The sequence below is a fragment of the Yoonia maritima genome, from assembly GCF_003003285.1.
Lineage (GTDB): Bacteria > Pseudomonadota > Alphaproteobacteria > Rhodobacterales > Rhodobacteraceae > Yoonia > Yoonia maritima.
This window is the reverse complement of sequence record NZ_PVTP01000001.1, coordinates 436,669-452,442: the sequence shown is the minus strand read 5'-3', so window position 1 is coordinate 452,442 and position 15,774 is coordinate 436,669. Positions and strand designations below refer to the sequence as shown.

The 15,774-nt window shown below is 52.7% G+C and carries 16 protein-coding genes; 5 read left to right on the top strand and 11 right to left on the bottom strand.

Annotated features, from left to right (window positions below; genetic code table 11):
* The first annotated feature begins 16 nt into the window (after positions 1-16).
* On the top strand, positions 17-1,420 hold the full coding sequence (gene gnd / locus CLV80_RS02330) for an NADP-dependent phosphogluconate dehydrogenase (RefSeq protein ID WP_106354341.1): 1,404 nt from the start codon (positions 17-19) through the stop codon (positions 1,418-1,420).
* A gap of 47 nt (positions 1,421-1,467) precedes the next feature.
* On the opposite strand, the gene phoB is transcribed toward gnd, so the two are convergent.
* The 7 genes from phoB to CLV80_RS02295 all read right to left on the bottom strand — a co-directional run bounded on the left by phoB (position 1,468) and on the right by CLV80_RS02295 (position 8,419).
* Positions 1,468-2,154, bottom strand: a complete 687-nt coding sequence (gene phoB / locus CLV80_RS02325; protein WP_106354339.1) for a phosphate regulon transcriptional regulator PhoB — start codon at positions 2,152-2,154, stop codon at positions 1,468-1,470.
* A 4-nt stretch (positions 2,155-2,158) separates the two neighbouring features.
* Positions 2,159-2,866 (bottom strand): phosphate signaling complex protein PhoU, encoded by a 708-nt coding sequence (gene phoU / locus CLV80_RS02320; RefSeq protein WP_106354336.1) that lies wholly within the window; start codon positions 2,864-2,866, stop codon positions 2,159-2,161.
* 12 nt (positions 2,867-2,878) lie between these two features.
* Complete coding sequence (gene pstB, locus CLV80_RS02315) at positions 2,879-3,679, bottom strand: phosphate ABC transporter ATP-binding protein PstB (RefSeq protein WP_106354334.1); 801 nt, start codon at positions 3,677-3,679, stop codon at positions 2,879-2,881.
* Between the two features lie 12 nt (positions 3,680-3,691).
* Positions 3,692-5,011 (bottom strand): phosphate ABC transporter permease PstA, encoded by a 1,320-nt coding sequence (pstA, locus tag CLV80_RS02310; RefSeq protein WP_106354332.1) that lies wholly within the window; start codon positions 5,009-5,011, stop codon positions 3,692-3,694.
* Positions 5,008-6,210, bottom strand: a complete 1,203-nt coding sequence (gene pstC, locus CLV80_RS02305; RefSeq protein WP_106354460.1) for a phosphate ABC transporter permease subunit PstC — start codon at positions 6,208-6,210, stop codon at positions 5,008-5,010. The genes pstA and pstC overlap by 4 nt, the downstream gene beginning before the upstream one ends.
* A gap of 66 nt (positions 6,211-6,276) precedes the next feature.
* A complete protein-coding gene (locus tag CLV80_RS02300) occupies positions 6,277-7,317 on the bottom strand; it encodes a substrate-binding domain-containing protein (RefSeq protein WP_106354329.1) in 1,041 nt (346 codons plus the stop codon).
* A gap of 115 nt (positions 7,318-7,432) precedes the next feature.
* Complete coding sequence (locus CLV80_RS02295; RefSeq protein ID WP_106354458.1) at positions 7,433-8,419, bottom strand: sensor histidine kinase; 987 nt, start codon at positions 8,417-8,419, stop codon at positions 7,433-7,435.
* 174 nt (positions 8,420-8,593) lie between these two features.
* On the opposite strand from CLV80_RS02295, the gene CLV80_RS02290 reads away from it, so the two are divergent.
* Positions 8,594-8,974, top strand: coding sequence for a hypothetical protein (locus CLV80_RS02290; RefSeq protein ID WP_106354326.1), 381 nt, complete (start codon positions 8,594-8,596; stop codon positions 8,972-8,974).
* Here CLV80_RS02290 and CLV80_RS02285 read toward each other — a convergent pair.
* The 3 genes from CLV80_RS02285 to CLV80_RS02275 are packed head-to-tail and all read right to left on the bottom strand — an operon-like array spanning position 8,971 to position 11,021.
* Complete coding sequence (locus tag CLV80_RS02285) at positions 8,971-9,492, bottom strand: gamma carbonic anhydrase family protein (protein ID WP_106354324.1); 522 nt, start codon at positions 9,490-9,492, stop codon at positions 8,971-8,973. The genes CLV80_RS02290 and CLV80_RS02285 overlap by 4 nt on opposite strands.
* Positions 9,489-10,127, bottom strand: coding sequence for a guanylate kinase (gene gmk / locus CLV80_RS02280; protein ID WP_207766473.1), 639 nt, complete (start codon positions 10,125-10,127; stop codon positions 9,489-9,491). The genes CLV80_RS02285 and gmk overlap by 4 nt, the downstream gene beginning before the upstream one ends.
* 3 nt (positions 10,128-10,130) lie before the next feature.
* On the bottom strand, positions 10,131-11,021 hold the full coding sequence (locus CLV80_RS02275) for a YicC/YloC family endoribonuclease (protein WP_106354320.1): 891 nt from the start codon (positions 11,019-11,021) through the stop codon (positions 10,131-10,133).
* A gap of 183 nt (positions 11,022-11,204) precedes the next feature.
* Between CLV80_RS02275 and CLV80_RS02270 the strand changes: the two genes are divergently transcribed.
* Positions 11,205-11,846, top strand: coding sequence for a PAS domain-containing protein (locus CLV80_RS02270; protein WP_106354318.1), 642 nt, complete (start codon positions 11,205-11,207; stop codon positions 11,844-11,846).
* Here the strand turns inward: CLV80_RS02270 and CLV80_RS02265 are convergent, their stop codons facing one another.
* Positions 11,847-13,217: a class II 3-deoxy-7-phosphoheptulonate synthase gene (locus CLV80_RS02265; protein WP_106354316.1), complete on the bottom strand. Its 1,371-nt coding sequence runs from the start codon at positions 13,215-13,217 to the stop codon at positions 11,847-11,849.
* A gap of 180 nt (positions 13,218-13,397) precedes the next feature.
* On the opposite strand from CLV80_RS02265, the gene CLV80_RS02260 reads away from it, so the two are divergent.
* Together CLV80_RS02260 and CLV80_RS02255 are read left to right on the top strand one after the other, a co-directional pair.
* Positions 13,398-14,393, top strand: coding sequence for a GlxA family transcriptional regulator (locus CLV80_RS02260; protein WP_106354313.1), 996 nt, complete (start codon positions 13,398-13,400; stop codon positions 14,391-14,393).
* 176 nt (positions 14,394-14,569) lie between these two features.
* Positions 14,570-15,757, top strand: coding sequence for an ABC transporter substrate-binding protein (locus CLV80_RS02255; RefSeq protein ID WP_106354311.1), 1,188 nt, complete (start codon positions 14,570-14,572; stop codon positions 15,755-15,757).
* Positions 15,758-15,774 lie beyond the last annotated feature (17 nt).

Sequence of the window (15,774 nt, the reverse complement as noted above, 5' to 3'; positions counted from 1 at the left end):
CTCGGGGATCCCGTAAATGAGCAACGCAGAGATTGGCCTTATCGGCCTTGGCACGATGGGTGCCGCACTAGCATTGAACATCGCTGATAACGGCTTTGATATTGCAGTTTGGAACCGTACAAGCACGGTGACAAAAGATTTTCACGCGAACGCCGGCGAACTTGCCGATAAGATTACGCCGACCGAAACGCTTGAAGAACTGGTTGCCGCAATCGCCGAACCACGCGCGATTATCCTGATGGTCCCAGCCGGTCAGCCAGTCGATGATCAAATCGCTGCACTGCGTCCGCTTCTTGGTGAAAACGACCTCATTATCGACGCTGGCAATGCTAATTTCCATGACACCAACCGCCGTGCCGAAGAAGCAGGCGATCTGCCATTCCTTGGCATTGGGGTGTCTGGCGGTGAAGAAGGCGCGCGTTTTGGTCCATCCATAATGGGCGGCGGAAAACGCGAATACTGGGACCGCGTTGCACATATCCTGACAGCCATTTCCGCCAAGCACGAAGACACGGCATGCGCCACTTGGATGGGTGAAGGTGGCGCTGGCCACTTTGTCAAAGCCGTTCACAACGGTATTGAATACGCGGACATGCAAATGATTGCCGAAGTATACGGTATCATGCGTGATGGTCTAGGAATGGACAACGCTGCCATCTCTGACACATTCGCCAAGTGGGACAAGGGCCCGCTGAAATCATACCTGATTGAGATTTCGGGCAAAGTCGCAGGCGCGATTGACCCCAAAACCGGTGCACCAATGCTTGACATTATCGTTGACGCCGCTGGTCAAAAAGGCACTGGCCGCTGGACGGTGATCGAAGCCCAGCTCTTAGCAGCCCCAATTCCAGCGATTGAAGCCGCGGTTGTCGCACGTAACCTCTCATCTCAACTTGAGGCCCGTGCTGCAGGCGAAGACTTGTTTGGCACTGCGCCACGGCAGCTTCCACATGATGCACTGTCACTGGACACACTGGAACAGGCGCTGATGGCGGGTAAAATCCTGTGCTATGCACAAGGGTTCGATATGATTACAAAAGCATCCGAAGAATTTGGTTGGGCGCTTCCGCTTCCTGCGATTGCGCAAGTTTGGCGCGAAGGCTGCATCATTCGGTCCGATATGTTGGATGATATGTCGACAGCTTTGGCTGAGGATGAAAACCGGAACCTGATGTTTGCGCCGACCTTTGCCGATAAGCTCAAAAGCAACCATGACGCACTACGTCAAGTGGTCGCACAAGGTGCATTGCATGGCATCGCCCTACCCGCCCTGTCGTCTGGTCTAACCTATTTTGACGCTATGCGTACCGCACGCGGTACGGCGAACATGATTCAAGGTCAGCGCGACTTCTTTGGTGCGCACGGCTTTGCGCGCACAGATGGTGGTTCTGGGCACCACGGCCCTTGGGGCAACAACTAAAGAAAAACAACGTAGGGTGGGTTTAAACCCACCTTACGCCAACAGCATTAGCCAAGTGCATATCCGGCACCACGTACGGTGCGCACAGGATCGTCACCGCCATGTTGGGTCAGCACCTTGCGCAGACGACCAACGTGAACATCGACAGTCCGGGTATCGACATAAATATCGCGCCCCCAAACACGGTCCAACAGCATGTCACGCGACCAAACACGTCCCGGTTTTTCCATAAATGTGGTCAGTAGTCGAAATTCGGTCGGACCCAGTTTAAGTGGATTTTCATCGCGCGTTACACGGTGTGTTTCTGCGTCCAGCACAATATCTTCATAAGTAAGCACCTGCCCCACGGTCGCAGGACGAACACGACGCAGCTGCGTGCGCACGCGTGCCATCAGTTCGGAAACTGAATACGGCTTAACCACATAATCGTCTGCGCCAGTTTCAAGGCCACGGACCTTGTCGACTTCCTCTGAACGGGCTGACAGCATGATCACTGGAATACCGCGGGTTTCAGGTTTCACCTTTAACCGGCGGCATACCTCGATCCCAGAAAGATGCGGCATCATCCAGTCCAAGATAATGACATCTGGGGTATCTTCCTCGACGCAAAGCAGCCCTTCCTCACCGTTTTCAGCACGGGTTACGCGGAACCCTTCGGCTTCAAGATTGTAAGCAAGGACTTCACGTTGCGCAGATTCGTCTTCAACGACAAGGACATGAGGTTGCTGTGCCATAGGATTAGCCTGTCTCCGCAACAAATGCTGTTTTATCACCTTTGGGTCGGGCTTCTTCGGGCATTTCACCGGTGACCAGATAGATAACCTGCTCGGCCATGTTAGTCGTCAAATCACCCATTCGCTCGATGTTTTTCGCCATGAAATGCAAATGCATACAGGCCGTGATATTGCGTGGATCTTCCATCATGAAGGTCAGGAATTCGCGGAACAACGCGTTGTACATCTGGTCGACTTCTTGGTCACGTTGTCGCACCACTTCGGCGAGCTCAGCATCACCGCGCAGATAAGCATCAAGCGTGTCTTTCAACATTTGCTCGACCTCACGGGCCATCCGGCGCAGTGCGGTATCGGCACCGCTTACGGGGCTCATCTCGACTAATACGCTGGTACGTTTCGCAATGTTCTTGGCGTAATCGCCAATACGTTCGAGCGAGGCTGACAGGCGCAGGACCGTCAAAATTGCACGCAAATCTTTTGAAACCGGCGCACGCAACGCAATCGTACGCGCCGCTTCTTCGTTGATCTGCTCTTCAAGTGCGTCGATGGCTTTGTCTGCCTTGCGGACTGTTTCGGCCAATTCCACATCGCGATCAGCAAGCGAATTGGCTGACCGCAAGATTGCCTCTTCGACTAGGCCGCCCATCTTCATGATGAGCGTGGTGATCCCTTCAAGGTCGCGGTCATAGGCGGATGAAATATGTTCGTTCATCGGGTCTGCTCCTTAACCGATCCGGCCGGAAATGTAGCTTTCCGTGCGGGGGTCTTGTGGGTTGGTAAATATTTTGTCGGTATCATCGAATTCTACGAGATTACCGAGATGGAAAAATGCGGTTTTCTGGCTCACACGCGCAGCCTGCTGCATCGAGTGGGTCACGATCACAACCGAGAAGCTTTGGCGCAATTCATCGATCAATTCTTCGACCTGAGCCGTCGCGATTGGATCAAGCGCTGAACACGGCTCATCCATCAACAGCACTTCGGGGGCCGTGGCAATCGCCCGTGCGATGCACAAACGCTGCTGCTGGCCGCCGGACATGCCTGTGCCAGGCGCGTTAAGGCGGTCTTTGACCTCGTTCCAGAGTGCTGCTTTGCGCAGGGACTGTTCGACGATCTCATCAAGGTCAGCCTTGTTGCGGGCTAGACCGTGAATCTTCGGGCCATAGGCCACGTTGTCATAAATCGACTTTGGAAATGGGTTCGGCTTTTGGAACACCATGCCCACCTTTGCGCGGAGCTGAACCGGGTCTACCTTTGGATCATAGATGTCTTCACCGTCGAGCAGGATCTTGCCTTCGACGCGACAGATATCAATCGTGTCGTTCATCCGGTTAAGGCAGCGCAGGAATGTCGACTTGCCGCAACCAGACGGGCCAATAAACGCCGTCACTGTTTTATCTGCGATATTAACATCTACGTCCTTAATCGCATGGTTGTCGGCATAGTAGACCTGAACCCCTTTGGCTTCGATCTTGATGTCTTGCTGGGTACTCATTGTGCGGTCCATTTGAATCATATCTTCCATTTTTGCTCTCCTCTACCAGCGTCGTTCAAAGCGGCGACGCAGGTAGATCGCGACCGCATTCATGATTAGCAGAAAAACCAGCAATGTAATAATCGCACCGGATGCACGCTCAACAAAGCCGGGGTCAGCACGTTGTGTCCAGTTGTAAACCTGTACTGGCAGCGCGGTTGAGGCTTCGCCAAACAGCCCGCTTTCTGGGGTAAAGGCGGCGGGGTATTCGCGTACGAAAGCCACCATACCGATTAGCAGCAAAGGCGCGGTTTCACCCAATGCCTGCGCAAGGCCAATGATCGTCCCTGTCAAAATCCCAGGTGCCGCCAAAGGTAGAACATGGTGAAACACTGACTGCATCTTTGACGCGCCGACGCCCAATGCCGCATCGCGGATCGACGGCGGTACAGATTTCAACGCAGCGCGTGTTGAAATGATGATGGTTGGCAATGTCATCAACGTCAAAACCAAACCACCAACAAGTGGCGATGATTGGTTGAATTCCATGAAGTTGATGAAAATCGCCAAGCCAAGAATACCGAACACAATTGACGGCACTGCAGCAAGGTTTGAGATGTTTACCTCAATGATATCGGTCCACCGGTTTTTTGGCGCGAATTCTTCAAGGTAAATGGATGAGGCAACACCAATCGGCAGCGCCAAGCACAACACAACAAGCATCATGTAAAGCGAACCAAGGATCGCAACACCGATACCCGCGGCCTCTGGCCGTTGGTCCGATGCGTCAGGCCAAACAAAGAAGTTCCAGTTGAACTTTGTTTGCATGATACCAGCATCGGCCAGTGCTTGGGCAATTTCCAATGCTTCTGGCGATGTGTTGTTATCAAGCGCAGCACTTTCCATCGTGACGCGGCCTTTAAAGAAACCGTCTATCCGGCCAGATGCAAGCACATCAAAGCGAACAGTTTGTCCGACCAGATCTGGGTTACCCAGAACGCGGTTACGTACAGTTGCTGCGGCTTCTTTCGAGATCATATTGCTGATCTCTTTGTTCGAAAGTTCGGTTTCAATCCCCTGCTCGGCCAATGTCGCCAGCAGTGCGTTGCGCAAGATCGGGGCGTAGCCAATGGTAGTGACCTTGGACATCACCGCAAGATCGCGCACGCCAGATTTATCCAGCTTGTCTTCGGGCAGTTCCACTTCAAGCGCGATAAACGTCTGCTTAAAGGAGCTAAGGCCGTTGCCCAAGACGGATGTCAGCAAAATCACGAGTGCAAACATCGCAACGATGATCGCGCCCAGCCCATAAGCCTTAAACCGTGCCTCGGCTGCGTTACGCTTTTTAGTGCGTGCGTCCGTTGTTAGCAAAGAGGTGCTCATTCGTACTGCTCCCGGTATTTACGCACGATAAACAGCGCAAAGACGTTGAGGCCCAAGGTGATGACAAACAATGTCAAACCAAGTGCAAAGGCTACCAGCGTCTCAGGGCTAGCAAAGTCGGTATCACCAGTCAGCTGACTAACGATTTTAACGGTGACGGTCGTCATCGCCTCAAATGGGTTAAGCGAAAGCCGCGCTGCAGCCCCTGCCCCAAGTACCACGATCATCGTCTCGCCGATAGCGCGTGATGCTGCCAACAAGATCGCACCAACGATGCCGGGCAACGCCGCAGGAATAACCACCTGACGGATGGTTTCGGATTTCGTTGCACCCAGCCCAAATGACCCATCGCGCATCGCCTGCGGCACAGCGTTAATGATGTCATCTGACAGCGAACTCACGAATGGGATCAGCATGATCCCCATGACAAGACCCGCGGTCATAACCGATGATGCGCTTTGCCCCAGCCCCATCGGAGAAGCAAAGTAGTCGCGCAAGAACGGGCCGACTGTCACAAGTGCGAAAAGACCGTAAACAATTGTCGGGATACCGGCCAAAATCTCAATCGCTGGCTTTGCAACTGACCGCATACGGCTGCTTGCGTATTCAGACAGATAAATAGCTGCAAACAGGCCGATGGGCACCGCAAAAGTAAGCGCGATAAAGCTGATATAAAGCGTCCCCCAAAGCAGCGGTAAAATACCCAGATCAGAGTTTCCACGGAAGTTTGGCGACCAATTGGCAGAGAAAAAGAAGTCGCGCCAATCGTACTGTTCGAAGAAATTGAATGTCTCAAACAACATCGAGAACACGATACCAACAGTCGTCATGATCGCGATTGTAGAGGCAAAGATCAGCAGCCCCATAATCCAACGTTCAGCGAAAGTCCGTGCGCGGCTTTCTGTTTTGATACCGATAAGTGAAAGCGCAAAGCCAGTCACCGCCAAGGCAATTACGACAAGCGTAAACAGCCAAGACCCCTCTGCCTCTGCGAGGCGACGGTACAGCGAAAACAAAACGATCGCCGCAAGTGGCGGGATCGCAGTGGCAAGGACAGTATTAAGGGCGTGTTGCTTGGGCAGTGAAACCAACTTGCGGATATCTCCGCCAGCGACTTGCAATGCCCGCGTCTTGGCTAGGAAGTAACCTGTGATGGTCAGGCCTAGAATCACAAGAAGCGGAAGGGTCAGCGATTGCATGATCGTTTCCAACGTATAAAGGGTTCGCATGAGGCACCAGAGTGGCGCCCCATGCTAATAGTAAACTTAAGAGCCGCTGCCCATAGTAACTTCGTCAGCAACAGTCGCTTGTACCGCTGCTAGCTCTGGATCAGAGACCAGACCGTATTCAGCCAATGGGCCGTCTGGGCCAGCAATGTCGTCAGATACGAAGAATTCAGCGAATTCTTTTACACCTGGGATCACACCGATGTGGTCAGCCTTGATGTAGAAATACAGTGGGCGTGACACAGGGTAGTCACCAGCAGCAATGCTTTCGGTTGTTGGAACAACGTCAGACATGGTTGCGACTTGTAGCTTGTCGGTGTTGTTTTCGTAGAAAGCCAGACCAAACACGCCGATGCCGTTGTTGTCAGCTTCGATGCGGGCAAGTGTTTCTGTGTAGTCGCCGTCGATGTCTACGGAACGGCCATCGGTGCGGATCGCCATGCATGTGCCTTCGGCTGCATCTTCGTCGCCGCCGTTCAGACCCATGATAGCTTCCATTGCGCCGCTTTCTTCACAGCCAGCAAGGATCACTTTTTCTTCGAATACTTCACGTGTACCGTGCTTTGTGCCCGGGATGAAGGCTTGGATCGGCTGTGCTGGGAACGCAGGGTTTACTTGGTCCCATGTTTCAACAGTGTTTGGAACCAACGCGCCATCTACGACAACTTCGGCAGCCAAAGCGTTGTACCAATCAGCAGGCGTGAATTCGAAACCGTTGCCGTTGATGTCAGAGGCAAACACGATGCCATCATAACCAATACGAACTTCGATGATGTTTGTAACACCAGCTGCCGCACATGCTTCAACCTCAGAAGGCTTAATGGCGCGAGACGCGTTTGCGATATCAATCGTGTTTTCACCGACGCCTTCGCAGAAACGCTTTAGGCCAGCAGAAGAACCACCTGATTCCACAACCGGTGTTGGGAAGTCAAAGTTTTCGCCGAATACTTCAGCCACGATGGATGCGTAGGGCAACACAGTGGAAGAACCAGCAACTTGTACGTTGTCACGTGCAGCAGCAGAAGTTGCGGTAAGGGCAGCAAGAACTGCGGTTGTCGCAGTCAGTTTCATGATCGACATCAAATCACTCCAGTCAGTCAAACATCAGTTACACGCGAACCGCGCAACCATTGCGCTTCGTTTAGAAGTCGCTCCCGAAGCTTTTGTGACATTAATGTAAAAGTTTTATGACGCCCTACGAAATGGGCAAAAAAACTGAAATTGTTGTCCCTGACCCCAGCTCGCTTTCAATCAATAGCCTTCCCCGGTGCCGATTCACGATGTGCTTTACAATAGCAAGCCCAAGCCCCGTACCGCCAATTTCGCGGGACCTGTGGCTGTCGACCCGATAGAAACGTTCAGTTAGACGCGCAATATGATGGTGTGCAATCCCTTCGCCTTCGTCAGTGACGCTGATCTGAACGGCTTGCGAACGCAGCCGCAGATCCATGGCACATGGGTAGATGGTTACACTTACGCTGTGCCCGCTCGCGCCGTACTTAATACCATTTTCGACCAAGTTCGTGAATACTTGGACCAATTGCCCGGCATCGCCCGGCACCATGTCACCGTCGCCAGCATTACCCAAGGTCACAGTGACACCTGCCGCGGCGGCCTGTGGTTCTAGACCTTTGATTACAGAACTGAGTAGCGCCGGTAGGTCAACATGTTCACGCGGCCGGACACGCTCATCCTCTTCGACACGCGAAAGCGACAACAGGTCATCAACCAAACGGGTCATGCGGGTTGCTTCATGTGACATAATGCCAAGAAACCGGTCCCGCGCAGCGGCGTCATTCCGGGCAGCACCACCTAAGGTCTCTATGAACCCCATCAAGGCGGTTAATGGCGTGCGCAATTCGTGGCTCACGTTGGCGACAAAATCGCGGCGCATTTTACCAGCATCTTCCGATGCAGTCTGATCTTCAAAGCTCAGCACGATATCAGAACCAGCAGGCGAAACCGCAACACGGTACACCGTATCCTTTGCACCATCACGATTAATGAAACGGACATTCGCAGACGTGCCACCACCTCGTAACGTGGTGATTGCCTCAACAACGCTGGGTTGGCGTAGGGCAGAAATATAGTGTTTACCAACTAACCCAGGCCCAAAAATCGCCTCTAGCGCAGGATTAACTGTGCGCACCCGATCATCCGGCCCGATGACAAGAATTGGCATCGGGATAGCTGCAATGACATCGCCAATATGATAGTAGACCAAGATATATTCCTAAAATTATTCTCACACAAGTTCTGACGTCAAAAATCAATTGCGCCAACCTAGTTATTCAGCAAAGCTAAAATAAGCCACACAGGTTTTTATTTGTGAAGCCATTCAAGAGTTGATTGTTTAATGTCCATCCAAGATAACACCGCAAAAATCCTACCTTTCCCCATGTCGCGTCGCGCGAAACCCAAAACAATGGTTGTTGGGGATGTCGTCAGATGGATAGCACAGGGGCGCAGTATTCCGCCAATTGATGGCATAAAAGTCATCCCTATTTCGGCATTAGATCAACAATCCATCGCTGAGATGGCGCCTGAAACGATCTTGTCTCCGCTGATTGCAGATACATTTGATGCATTAGACGTCGCAGAACGGCTGCATGATTTTGGATATCTCGGTCGTTACTGCGCGATTTCGAATACACTTCCCAACCGACACGCGGTCATTCAAGAGGTAAACTCTCATGCGCCGGGTGTTTGGTTTGATATTCTGATGGTGCCAGCCTAAAGCGGCCTTAAGTCTCGTGCGAATTTTGCAGCGTTTTCCTGATAATGTAAGGCTGATGCCTTAAGACTAGCGCGCGCTGTAGCATCAAGTTCTCGGATGATTTTACCGGGCGCGCCCATGACAAGTGACCCATCGGGGATGACCTTGCCTTCTGTGATCAGCGCACCCGCGCCAATCAAGCACCCTTTGCCGATGATCGCGCCATTCAATACCGTGGCACCCATACCGATAAGGCTGTCATCACCAATGGTACAGCCGTGCAGCATGGCCTTGTGCCCAATCGTGCATCCTGCCCCAACGGTCAGCGGAAACCCCATGTCAGTGTGAAAAACGCAGTTTTCCTGAACATTGCTCCCCGCACCAATTGTGATCATTTCATTATCACCGCGCATCGTCGTGCCGAACCATACAGATGACTTTTCAGATAACGTAACATTACCGATAATATGACAACCCGGCGCTATCCACGCGTTATCAGCAACAGACGGCTGCCTATCTCCTAACGCATAAAGTGTCATTCGCGCTCTCCAAATTGAGTTTGTAATTCGCGGACATGGTTTACCAAGTCTGGCTGCTGGGACCGACGTAAACGCTCTGCACTGATGATTGTCTTAAGGCGCTCTTCGGTCGCGTCCAAATCGTCGTTGATCAGAACATAATCATACCCATCCCAGTGGCTAATTTCATCCCAGCTTTTTTGCATCCGTTTTTCAATGACTTCGGCTGCATCCTGACCGCGACTGACCAAACGACGGTGCAGTTCTGTAATCGACGGAGGCAGAATGAAGATCGACAGCACATGTTCCTGCAGTGCTGAGTTGCTGATCTGCTGTGCACCCTGCCAATCGATATCAAACAAGACATCACGCCCCGCTTCGATCGCGGCCTGTACGGGCGCCTTGGGCGATCCATAGTAGTTCCCGAAGACCCGCGCATGTTCCAGCATATCGCCGCTTGCGACTTGCTCTTGAAACTCGGGCACCGACACAAAGAAATAGTCTTTGCCGTTCTCTTCACCTTCGCGTGGTTCGCGAGTGGTTGCCGAAACGGAAAAACGTAAACTGTCGTCCCATTTGCGTAAACGCCCAGCGAGCGTTGATTTTCCCGCCCCTGAAGGTGACGAAAGAATGATCAAAAGGCCGCGTCGGGACATCAGTTACTCCACATTCTGAATTTGTTCGCGCATCTGGTCGATCACGGCTTTCAGGTCAAGCCCGATTGCGGTTAGCGGCGCGGACTGCGCCTTGGCGCAGAGTGTATTGGCTTCGCGGTTGAATTCCTGCGCGAGGAAATCAAACTTGCGGCCAGATGGTTTATCATCGGCAAGCAAATCGCGTGCTGCTTGGACATGCGACTTTAGACGGTCTATTTCCTCGGTCACGTCGCTTTTCATTGCAAGCAAGGCAAGCTCTTGGGCGATACGCCCTTCTTCGACTTCGGCAACGTCGTCCAACACGCGGCGAAGCGCATTCGTTAGGTTTTCTTGCACTTGTGGCGCACGATCAGCCGCCGCTTTCGCCGCATCCTCAGTCAGTATTGCGATCTGGTTTAGCTGCCCTGCAACAACGTCGTGCAATGCGGCTCCTTCGGTACGGCGCATTTCGCAGAAATCGGCCAAAAGCAACGGGATGTCTGATTTTAACACGGCAACCAGTTGTTCAGCGTCGTCTTGCGGCTGTGCAGCGACCAAAACCCCGCGCTGCCCCAAAACATCAGCTGCGGTCGGTTGCGCAAGGGTCACGCCCTTGGTGAACGCGCGTTCTTGGACGGTATCAAGCGCAGCAAGCACGGCGTCTAGCCGGGTTTCATCGATGGCAAGCTCACCAGCTGTCTCTTCGCGGTTTAACCGTAGGTTCACAGTCACATTCCCGCGCGCGATAGCGTCGCCCACCGCAGAACGCAGCGCAGGTTCCACACCGTCCAGCCCTTCGGGCATGCGTAACCGAAGATCAAAGCCACGCGCATTCACGCCCCGCATTTCCCAGCTCCATAATACAGGGCCAAGCGCCCCTGTCCTGCTTGCAAATGCTGTCATCGATTGGGTCATGTGTTACCGCCTACGCTACTGTTTGCATTGGTCCTATTGGATAAATGGTCCATTGGGCAAGCCTACGCGCGTTAACCGTTTAACACTTTGTTAAATGAAACCATGATCAAACTGTGTTAAATTCTACTTAAAGGAAAAGCTAATTATCCTAAGTTTTGAGTTTAAAGGATCATCGAGGATCACATGGAAGTCGTTAGAAATATACCGGTTCGCCCCAACCACGAGATGCCCGGCGCGAATGATCCCATCCTGCAAAGCCTAGAGGCATACTGGCAGGCACTTCGTCATGCCGGCCAAATACCTTCACGAAATGACATACAACCACGTCAAATTGACAACGCCCTGCCCCATACATTCATCTTACAGCGCATATCACCCGGCGTTGCCCGGATGCGGGTCGCAGGGCAGCAATTGCATGATTTACTAAAAATGGATGCGCGGGGTATGCCGATTGGGACCTTTTTTGCACCCAGTGCACGTGATGAGATCATTGCACTGGTCGACAAGGCATTTTCCGAACCCGCGATCATTGCCGTGCCACTATGCTCACCGGGAAATATTGTGCGTGCACCTTTGACAGGTACCATGCTTATGCTGCCCTTGCGCGACGAAACGGGCCAAACCAATCGTATGCTAGGTGCTATCGTGACCGAAGGCCCACGTGGGAACCGCCCACGCCGGTTTGAGATCGCCAAAGACATGCCACTGCGCCACGAAACTCTTGGCGTGAAGCTGGCGTCAGCCCAAAGCCACCCGCAGCCCGCCCACGAAAAAGGGCCAGACGCAACGCATCCGGCCCTTCGTTTGGTTATCAATAACGGCTGATTAGCCTGCTTTAGCTTGGTCCAGCTTGTTACGGCGTGCCGACAGTTCTTCGGAAACCAAGAACGCCAATTCTAGCGACTGAGACGCGTTCAGACGCGGATCGCAAGCTGTGTGGTAACGGCTAGACAGGTCTTCGTCTGTCACGGCGCGGATACCGCCGGTGCATTCAGTCACGTCTTTACCTGTCATCTCAAAGTGCACGCCACCTGGGATCGTGCCCTCTGCGTTGTGAACAGCAAAGAATTCTTTGACTTCGCGCAGCACGCTATCGAACGGACGCGTTTTATAGCCCGTTGTCGATTTGATCGTGTTGCCGTGCATCGCATCACAGGTCCAAACGACGTTTGCACCTTCTTCTTCGACGGCCTTGATCAGGCGAGGCAGGTGTTCACCAACGGAACCCGCACCAAAGCGTGCGATCAGTGTCAGACGGCCCGCTTCGTTTTCAGGGTTCAACGATGCCATCAACGCCTTAAGGTGGCCAGAGGTCATCGACGGGCCACATTTCAGGCCGATGGGGTTAAGCACACCTTTGCAGAACTCTACATGCGCACCGTCTGGTTGACGTGTACGGTCACCGATCCAGATCATGTGGCCGGAACCCGCGAGCCACTTACCAGACGTCGAATCCAAACGGCAAAGCGCCTCTTCGTACTCGAGCAACAGCGCTTCGTGGCTGGTGTAGAAATCAACCGTCTGTAGTTCATGGTTGGTCTCTGTGGTCAGGCCAGCAGCTTCCATGAAATCAAGCGTATCAGTGATACGGGCGGCCATATCGCTGTATTTCTTAACTTCGTTGGTGTCGGTAAAGCCCAAAGTCCATTTGTGAACTTCGTGAACGTTGGCAAAACCACCTGTCGAAAACGCGCGCAGCAAGTTCAATGTCGCAGCCGCCTGCATGTAGGCTTGCGACATACGCTCTGGGTCTGGGATACGCGATTCAGGTGTGAAATCGAAACCGTTGATGATGTCACCACGGTAGCTTGGCAACTCAACACCGTTGACTGTTTCAGTTGGCGCTGAACGTGGCTTGGCCATTTGGCCCGCCATACGACCGACCTTAACCACAGGCACCTTTGCGCCATAGGTCAAAACCATCGCCATCTGAAGCATCACTTTAAATGTGTCGCGAATTGCGTCGGCACCAAATTCGGCAAAGCTTTCGGCGCAGTCGCCGCCTTGCAACAAAAACGCTTCGCCACGGCTTACCGCACCGAGCTGTTGTTTCAGTTTGCGTGCTTCACCAGCAAAAACCAATGGTGGATAACTGGCAAGACGACCTTCGACAGCGCTAAGCGCGGCTGCGTCGGTATACTCAGGCATCTGTACCCGGGGCTTGTTGCGCCAGTCAGATTTTTGCCAGTTAGTCATTTTATTGCTCCATTTGCAGTCATAGTGAACTAATTTTAGGTGGTCCGTATAACGCGCACAGCCCTAAGGGCCAATACGAAAGTGCAATACATCCCAGAAACTGCCTTTCCGTCAATTTGGGGCTTGATCGCTAAAGTCAAAACTGGTTCGGTCGTTCGATACTCTTTTCGGACAACGCCAATGTATGCAGACCCACAAATCGTCGACGTAGATCACAGCGGCAAGCCACGACATTTTGTGTTTGTTCTGTTGAACAATTTCACGATGATTAGCTTTTCCGCTGCGTTGGAGAGCTTGCGGATTGCGAACCGCACCGCAGGGAAGTCCCTGTATACATGGACAATTGTCAGCGAAGATGGCGAAGATACCGTTTGTTCAAGCGGCTGTGCATTTCGTGTTGAACATAGTCTCGGCGAAACTGATCGCGACGACACGATTATGGTGTGTGGGGGTATCGGCGTTAAAATCGCAACGACCAAACGATTGTTAAACTGGCTTAGACGCGAAGCGCGGCGTGGTGCAACAATCGCTGGGCTTTGCACCGCAGGTTACACCATTGCAAAGGCTGGCCTGCTGGATGGAAAGCGCGCCACAATCCATTGGGAGAATCACGACAGCTTTCTTGAAGAGTTCGAGGATGTTACGCTCACTAAATCAGTCTTTGTTGTTGACGGAAACCGTATCACAACGGCTGGCGGCACAGCGTCGCTCGACTTGATGATTAAACTTATTGCTGACGACCACGGTGAGGATCTAGCCAATGCTGTAGCCGACATTTTGATCTATTCCTCGATCCGCACGGACCAAGATACACAGCGGCTATCAATCCCGACGCGCATTGGCGTCCGACACCCGAAACTTTCCAGCGTTATTAAAATGATGGAAGAAAACATCGAAGAACCGATCAGCCCGGCGACGCTCGCTTCTGATGTTGGTATGTCGACACGGCAGTTGGAACGGTTATTTCGACGCTATCTATCAAGAAGCCCAAAGCGCTATTATATGGAATTGCGTCTACAAAAGGCGCGCAATCTGCTGATGCAAACCGATATGACAGTAATTAACGTCGCCCTAGCTTGCGGATTTGCGTCACCATCGCATTTTTCAAAGTGTTACAGGTCGCATTATGATACGACACCTTACCGCGAACGTGGCAGTCACGCGTCGCGCGCGTAATCACCGACAAAAACAAATCCTTGGCCTGATTGTTGCAAAATCAAGCATCACAGCGGTATTGCGCTGCATAACTTTACCATTTCGAGGAAATTGACCTTTCGTTCAGACTTTCCTTTTGGAAACACGCTGATAAGCTGCCTCCCAGAACACGAAAAAAAACCAACTGGGAGTCTAAAATGAAAAAATTACTTATGGCGACATCTGCCATGACAATGATTGCTGGTGGCGCGATGGCTGCTGACGAAGTGAAAATCGGCGTTGTGCTTGGCTTTACAGGCCCACTTGAGTCGATCACTCCTGCTATGGGCGCAGGCGCAGAGCTTGCAATGGCCGAAGTCACCGAATCTGGTGCACTTTTGGACGGCGCGACAGTGACCTCTGTACGCGGTGACAGCACATGTATCGACAGCGGTGCGGCGACAGCGGCAGCAGAACGTCTTGTAACTTCTGATGGCGTGAACGCGATCATGGGCGCGGATTGTTCTGGTGTGACTGGTGCGATTCTGCAGAACGTTGCGCGTGCAAACGGCGTTGTGATGATTTCTCCATCCGCGACATCACCGGGCCTATCGACTGCCGAAGACGACGGCCTGTTCTTCCGTACAGCACCTTCTGATGCGCGTCAGGGTGTTATCATCACTGAAATCCTTCAGGATCGTGGCGTCGAAGAAGTCGCACTGACTTACACAAACAACGACTACGGCAAAGGCTTGGCTGATGCATTCCAAGCAGCATTCGAAGCTGCTGGCGGTACAGTAACAATCTCTGCAGCGCACGAAGACGGCAAAGCGGACTACTCTGCTGAAGTTGGCGCATTGGCATCTGCTGGTGGCGAAGTTCTGGTTGTAGCTGGCTACGTTGACCAAGGCGGTTCAGGCGTCGTGCGTTCATCGCTCGATTCTGGCGCGTTCGACACGTTCTACTTCCCTGACGGGATGGTTGGCGCAAAGCTGAACGAAAACTTTGGCGAAGAACTGAACGGTTCTTATGGCGCTTACCCCGGCACCGACAGCCCGGGCGCTGCAAAATTCGTTGAAATGGCCGAAGCAGCTGGTTTCGACGGCACAGGCGCATTTGCACCAGAATCATACGATGCTGCGGCACTGATCATGTTGGCGATGCAGGCTGCAGGTTCCAGCGATTCTGCTGCATTCAAGGACCACGTCTTTGACGTTGCAAACGCACCCGGTGTTGAAATCTACCCTGGTGAACTGGCCAAAGGCCTTGAGCTGATCGCAGCTGGCGAAGACATCGATTACGTCGGTGCATCCGCAGTTGAACTGATCGGACCCGGTGAATCTGCTGGTAACTACCAAGAAATCGAATTCGCTGACGGCGAGTATTCGACAATCGGTTACCGCTAATATATCGCACCAAAGTC

Excerpts from the sequence above, each read along its gene's own strand:
- gnd (WP_106354341.1), top strand. The coding sequence starts at position 17 with ATGAGCAACGCAGAGATTGGCCTTATCGGCCTTGGCACGATGGGTGCC.
- phoB (WP_106354339.1), bottom strand. The coding sequence starts at position 2,154 with ATGGCACAGCAACCTCATGTCCTTGTCGTTGAAGACGAATCTGCGCAA.
- phoU (WP_106354336.1), bottom strand. The coding sequence starts at position 2,866 with ATGAACGAACATATTTCATCCGCCTATGACCGCGACCTTGAAGGGATC.
- pstB (WP_106354334.1), bottom strand. The coding sequence starts at position 3,679 with ATGGAAGATATGATTCAAATGGACCGCACAATGAGTACCCAGCAAGAC.
- pstA (WP_106354332.1), bottom strand. The coding sequence starts at position 5,011 with ATGAGCACCTCTTTGCTAACAACGGACGCACGCACTAAAAAGCGTAAC.
- pstC (WP_106354460.1), bottom strand. The coding sequence starts at position 6,210 with ATGCAATCGCTGACCCTTCCGCTTCTTGTGATTCTAGGCCTGACCATC.
- CLV80_RS02300 (WP_106354329.1), bottom strand. The coding sequence starts at position 7,317 with ATGTCGATCATGAAACTGACTGCGACAACCGCAGTTCTTGCTGCCCTT.
- CLV80_RS02295 (WP_106354458.1), bottom strand. The coding sequence starts at position 8,419 with ATGCCAATTCTTGTCATCGGGCCGGATGATCGGGTGCGCACAGTTAAT.
- CLV80_RS02290 (WP_106354326.1), top strand. The coding sequence starts at position 8,594 with ATGTCCATCCAAGATAACACCGCAAAAATCCTACCTTTCCCCATGTCG.
- CLV80_RS02285 (WP_106354324.1), bottom strand. The coding sequence starts at position 9,492 with ATGACACTTTATGCGTTAGGAGATAGGCAGCCGTCTGTTGCTGATAAC.
- gmk (WP_207766473.1), bottom strand. The coding sequence starts at position 10,127 with ATGTCCCGACGCGGCCTTTTGATCATTCTTTCGTCACCTTCAGGGGCG.
- CLV80_RS02275 (WP_106354320.1), bottom strand. The coding sequence starts at position 11,021 with ATGACCCAATCGATGACAGCATTTGCAAGCAGGACAGGGGCGCTTGGC.
- CLV80_RS02270 (WP_106354318.1), top strand. The coding sequence starts at position 11,205 with ATGGAAGTCGTTAGAAATATACCGGTTCGCCCCAACCACGAGATGCCC.
- CLV80_RS02265 (WP_106354316.1), bottom strand. The coding sequence starts at position 13,217 with ATGACTAACTGGCAAAAATCTGACTGGCGCAACAAGCCCCGGGTACAG.
- CLV80_RS02260 (WP_106354313.1), top strand. The coding sequence starts at position 13,398 with ATGTATGCAGACCCACAAATCGTCGACGTAGATCACAGCGGCAAGCCA.
- CLV80_RS02255 (WP_106354311.1), top strand. The coding sequence starts at position 14,570 with ATGAAAAAATTACTTATGGCGACATCTGCCATGACAATGATTGCTGGT.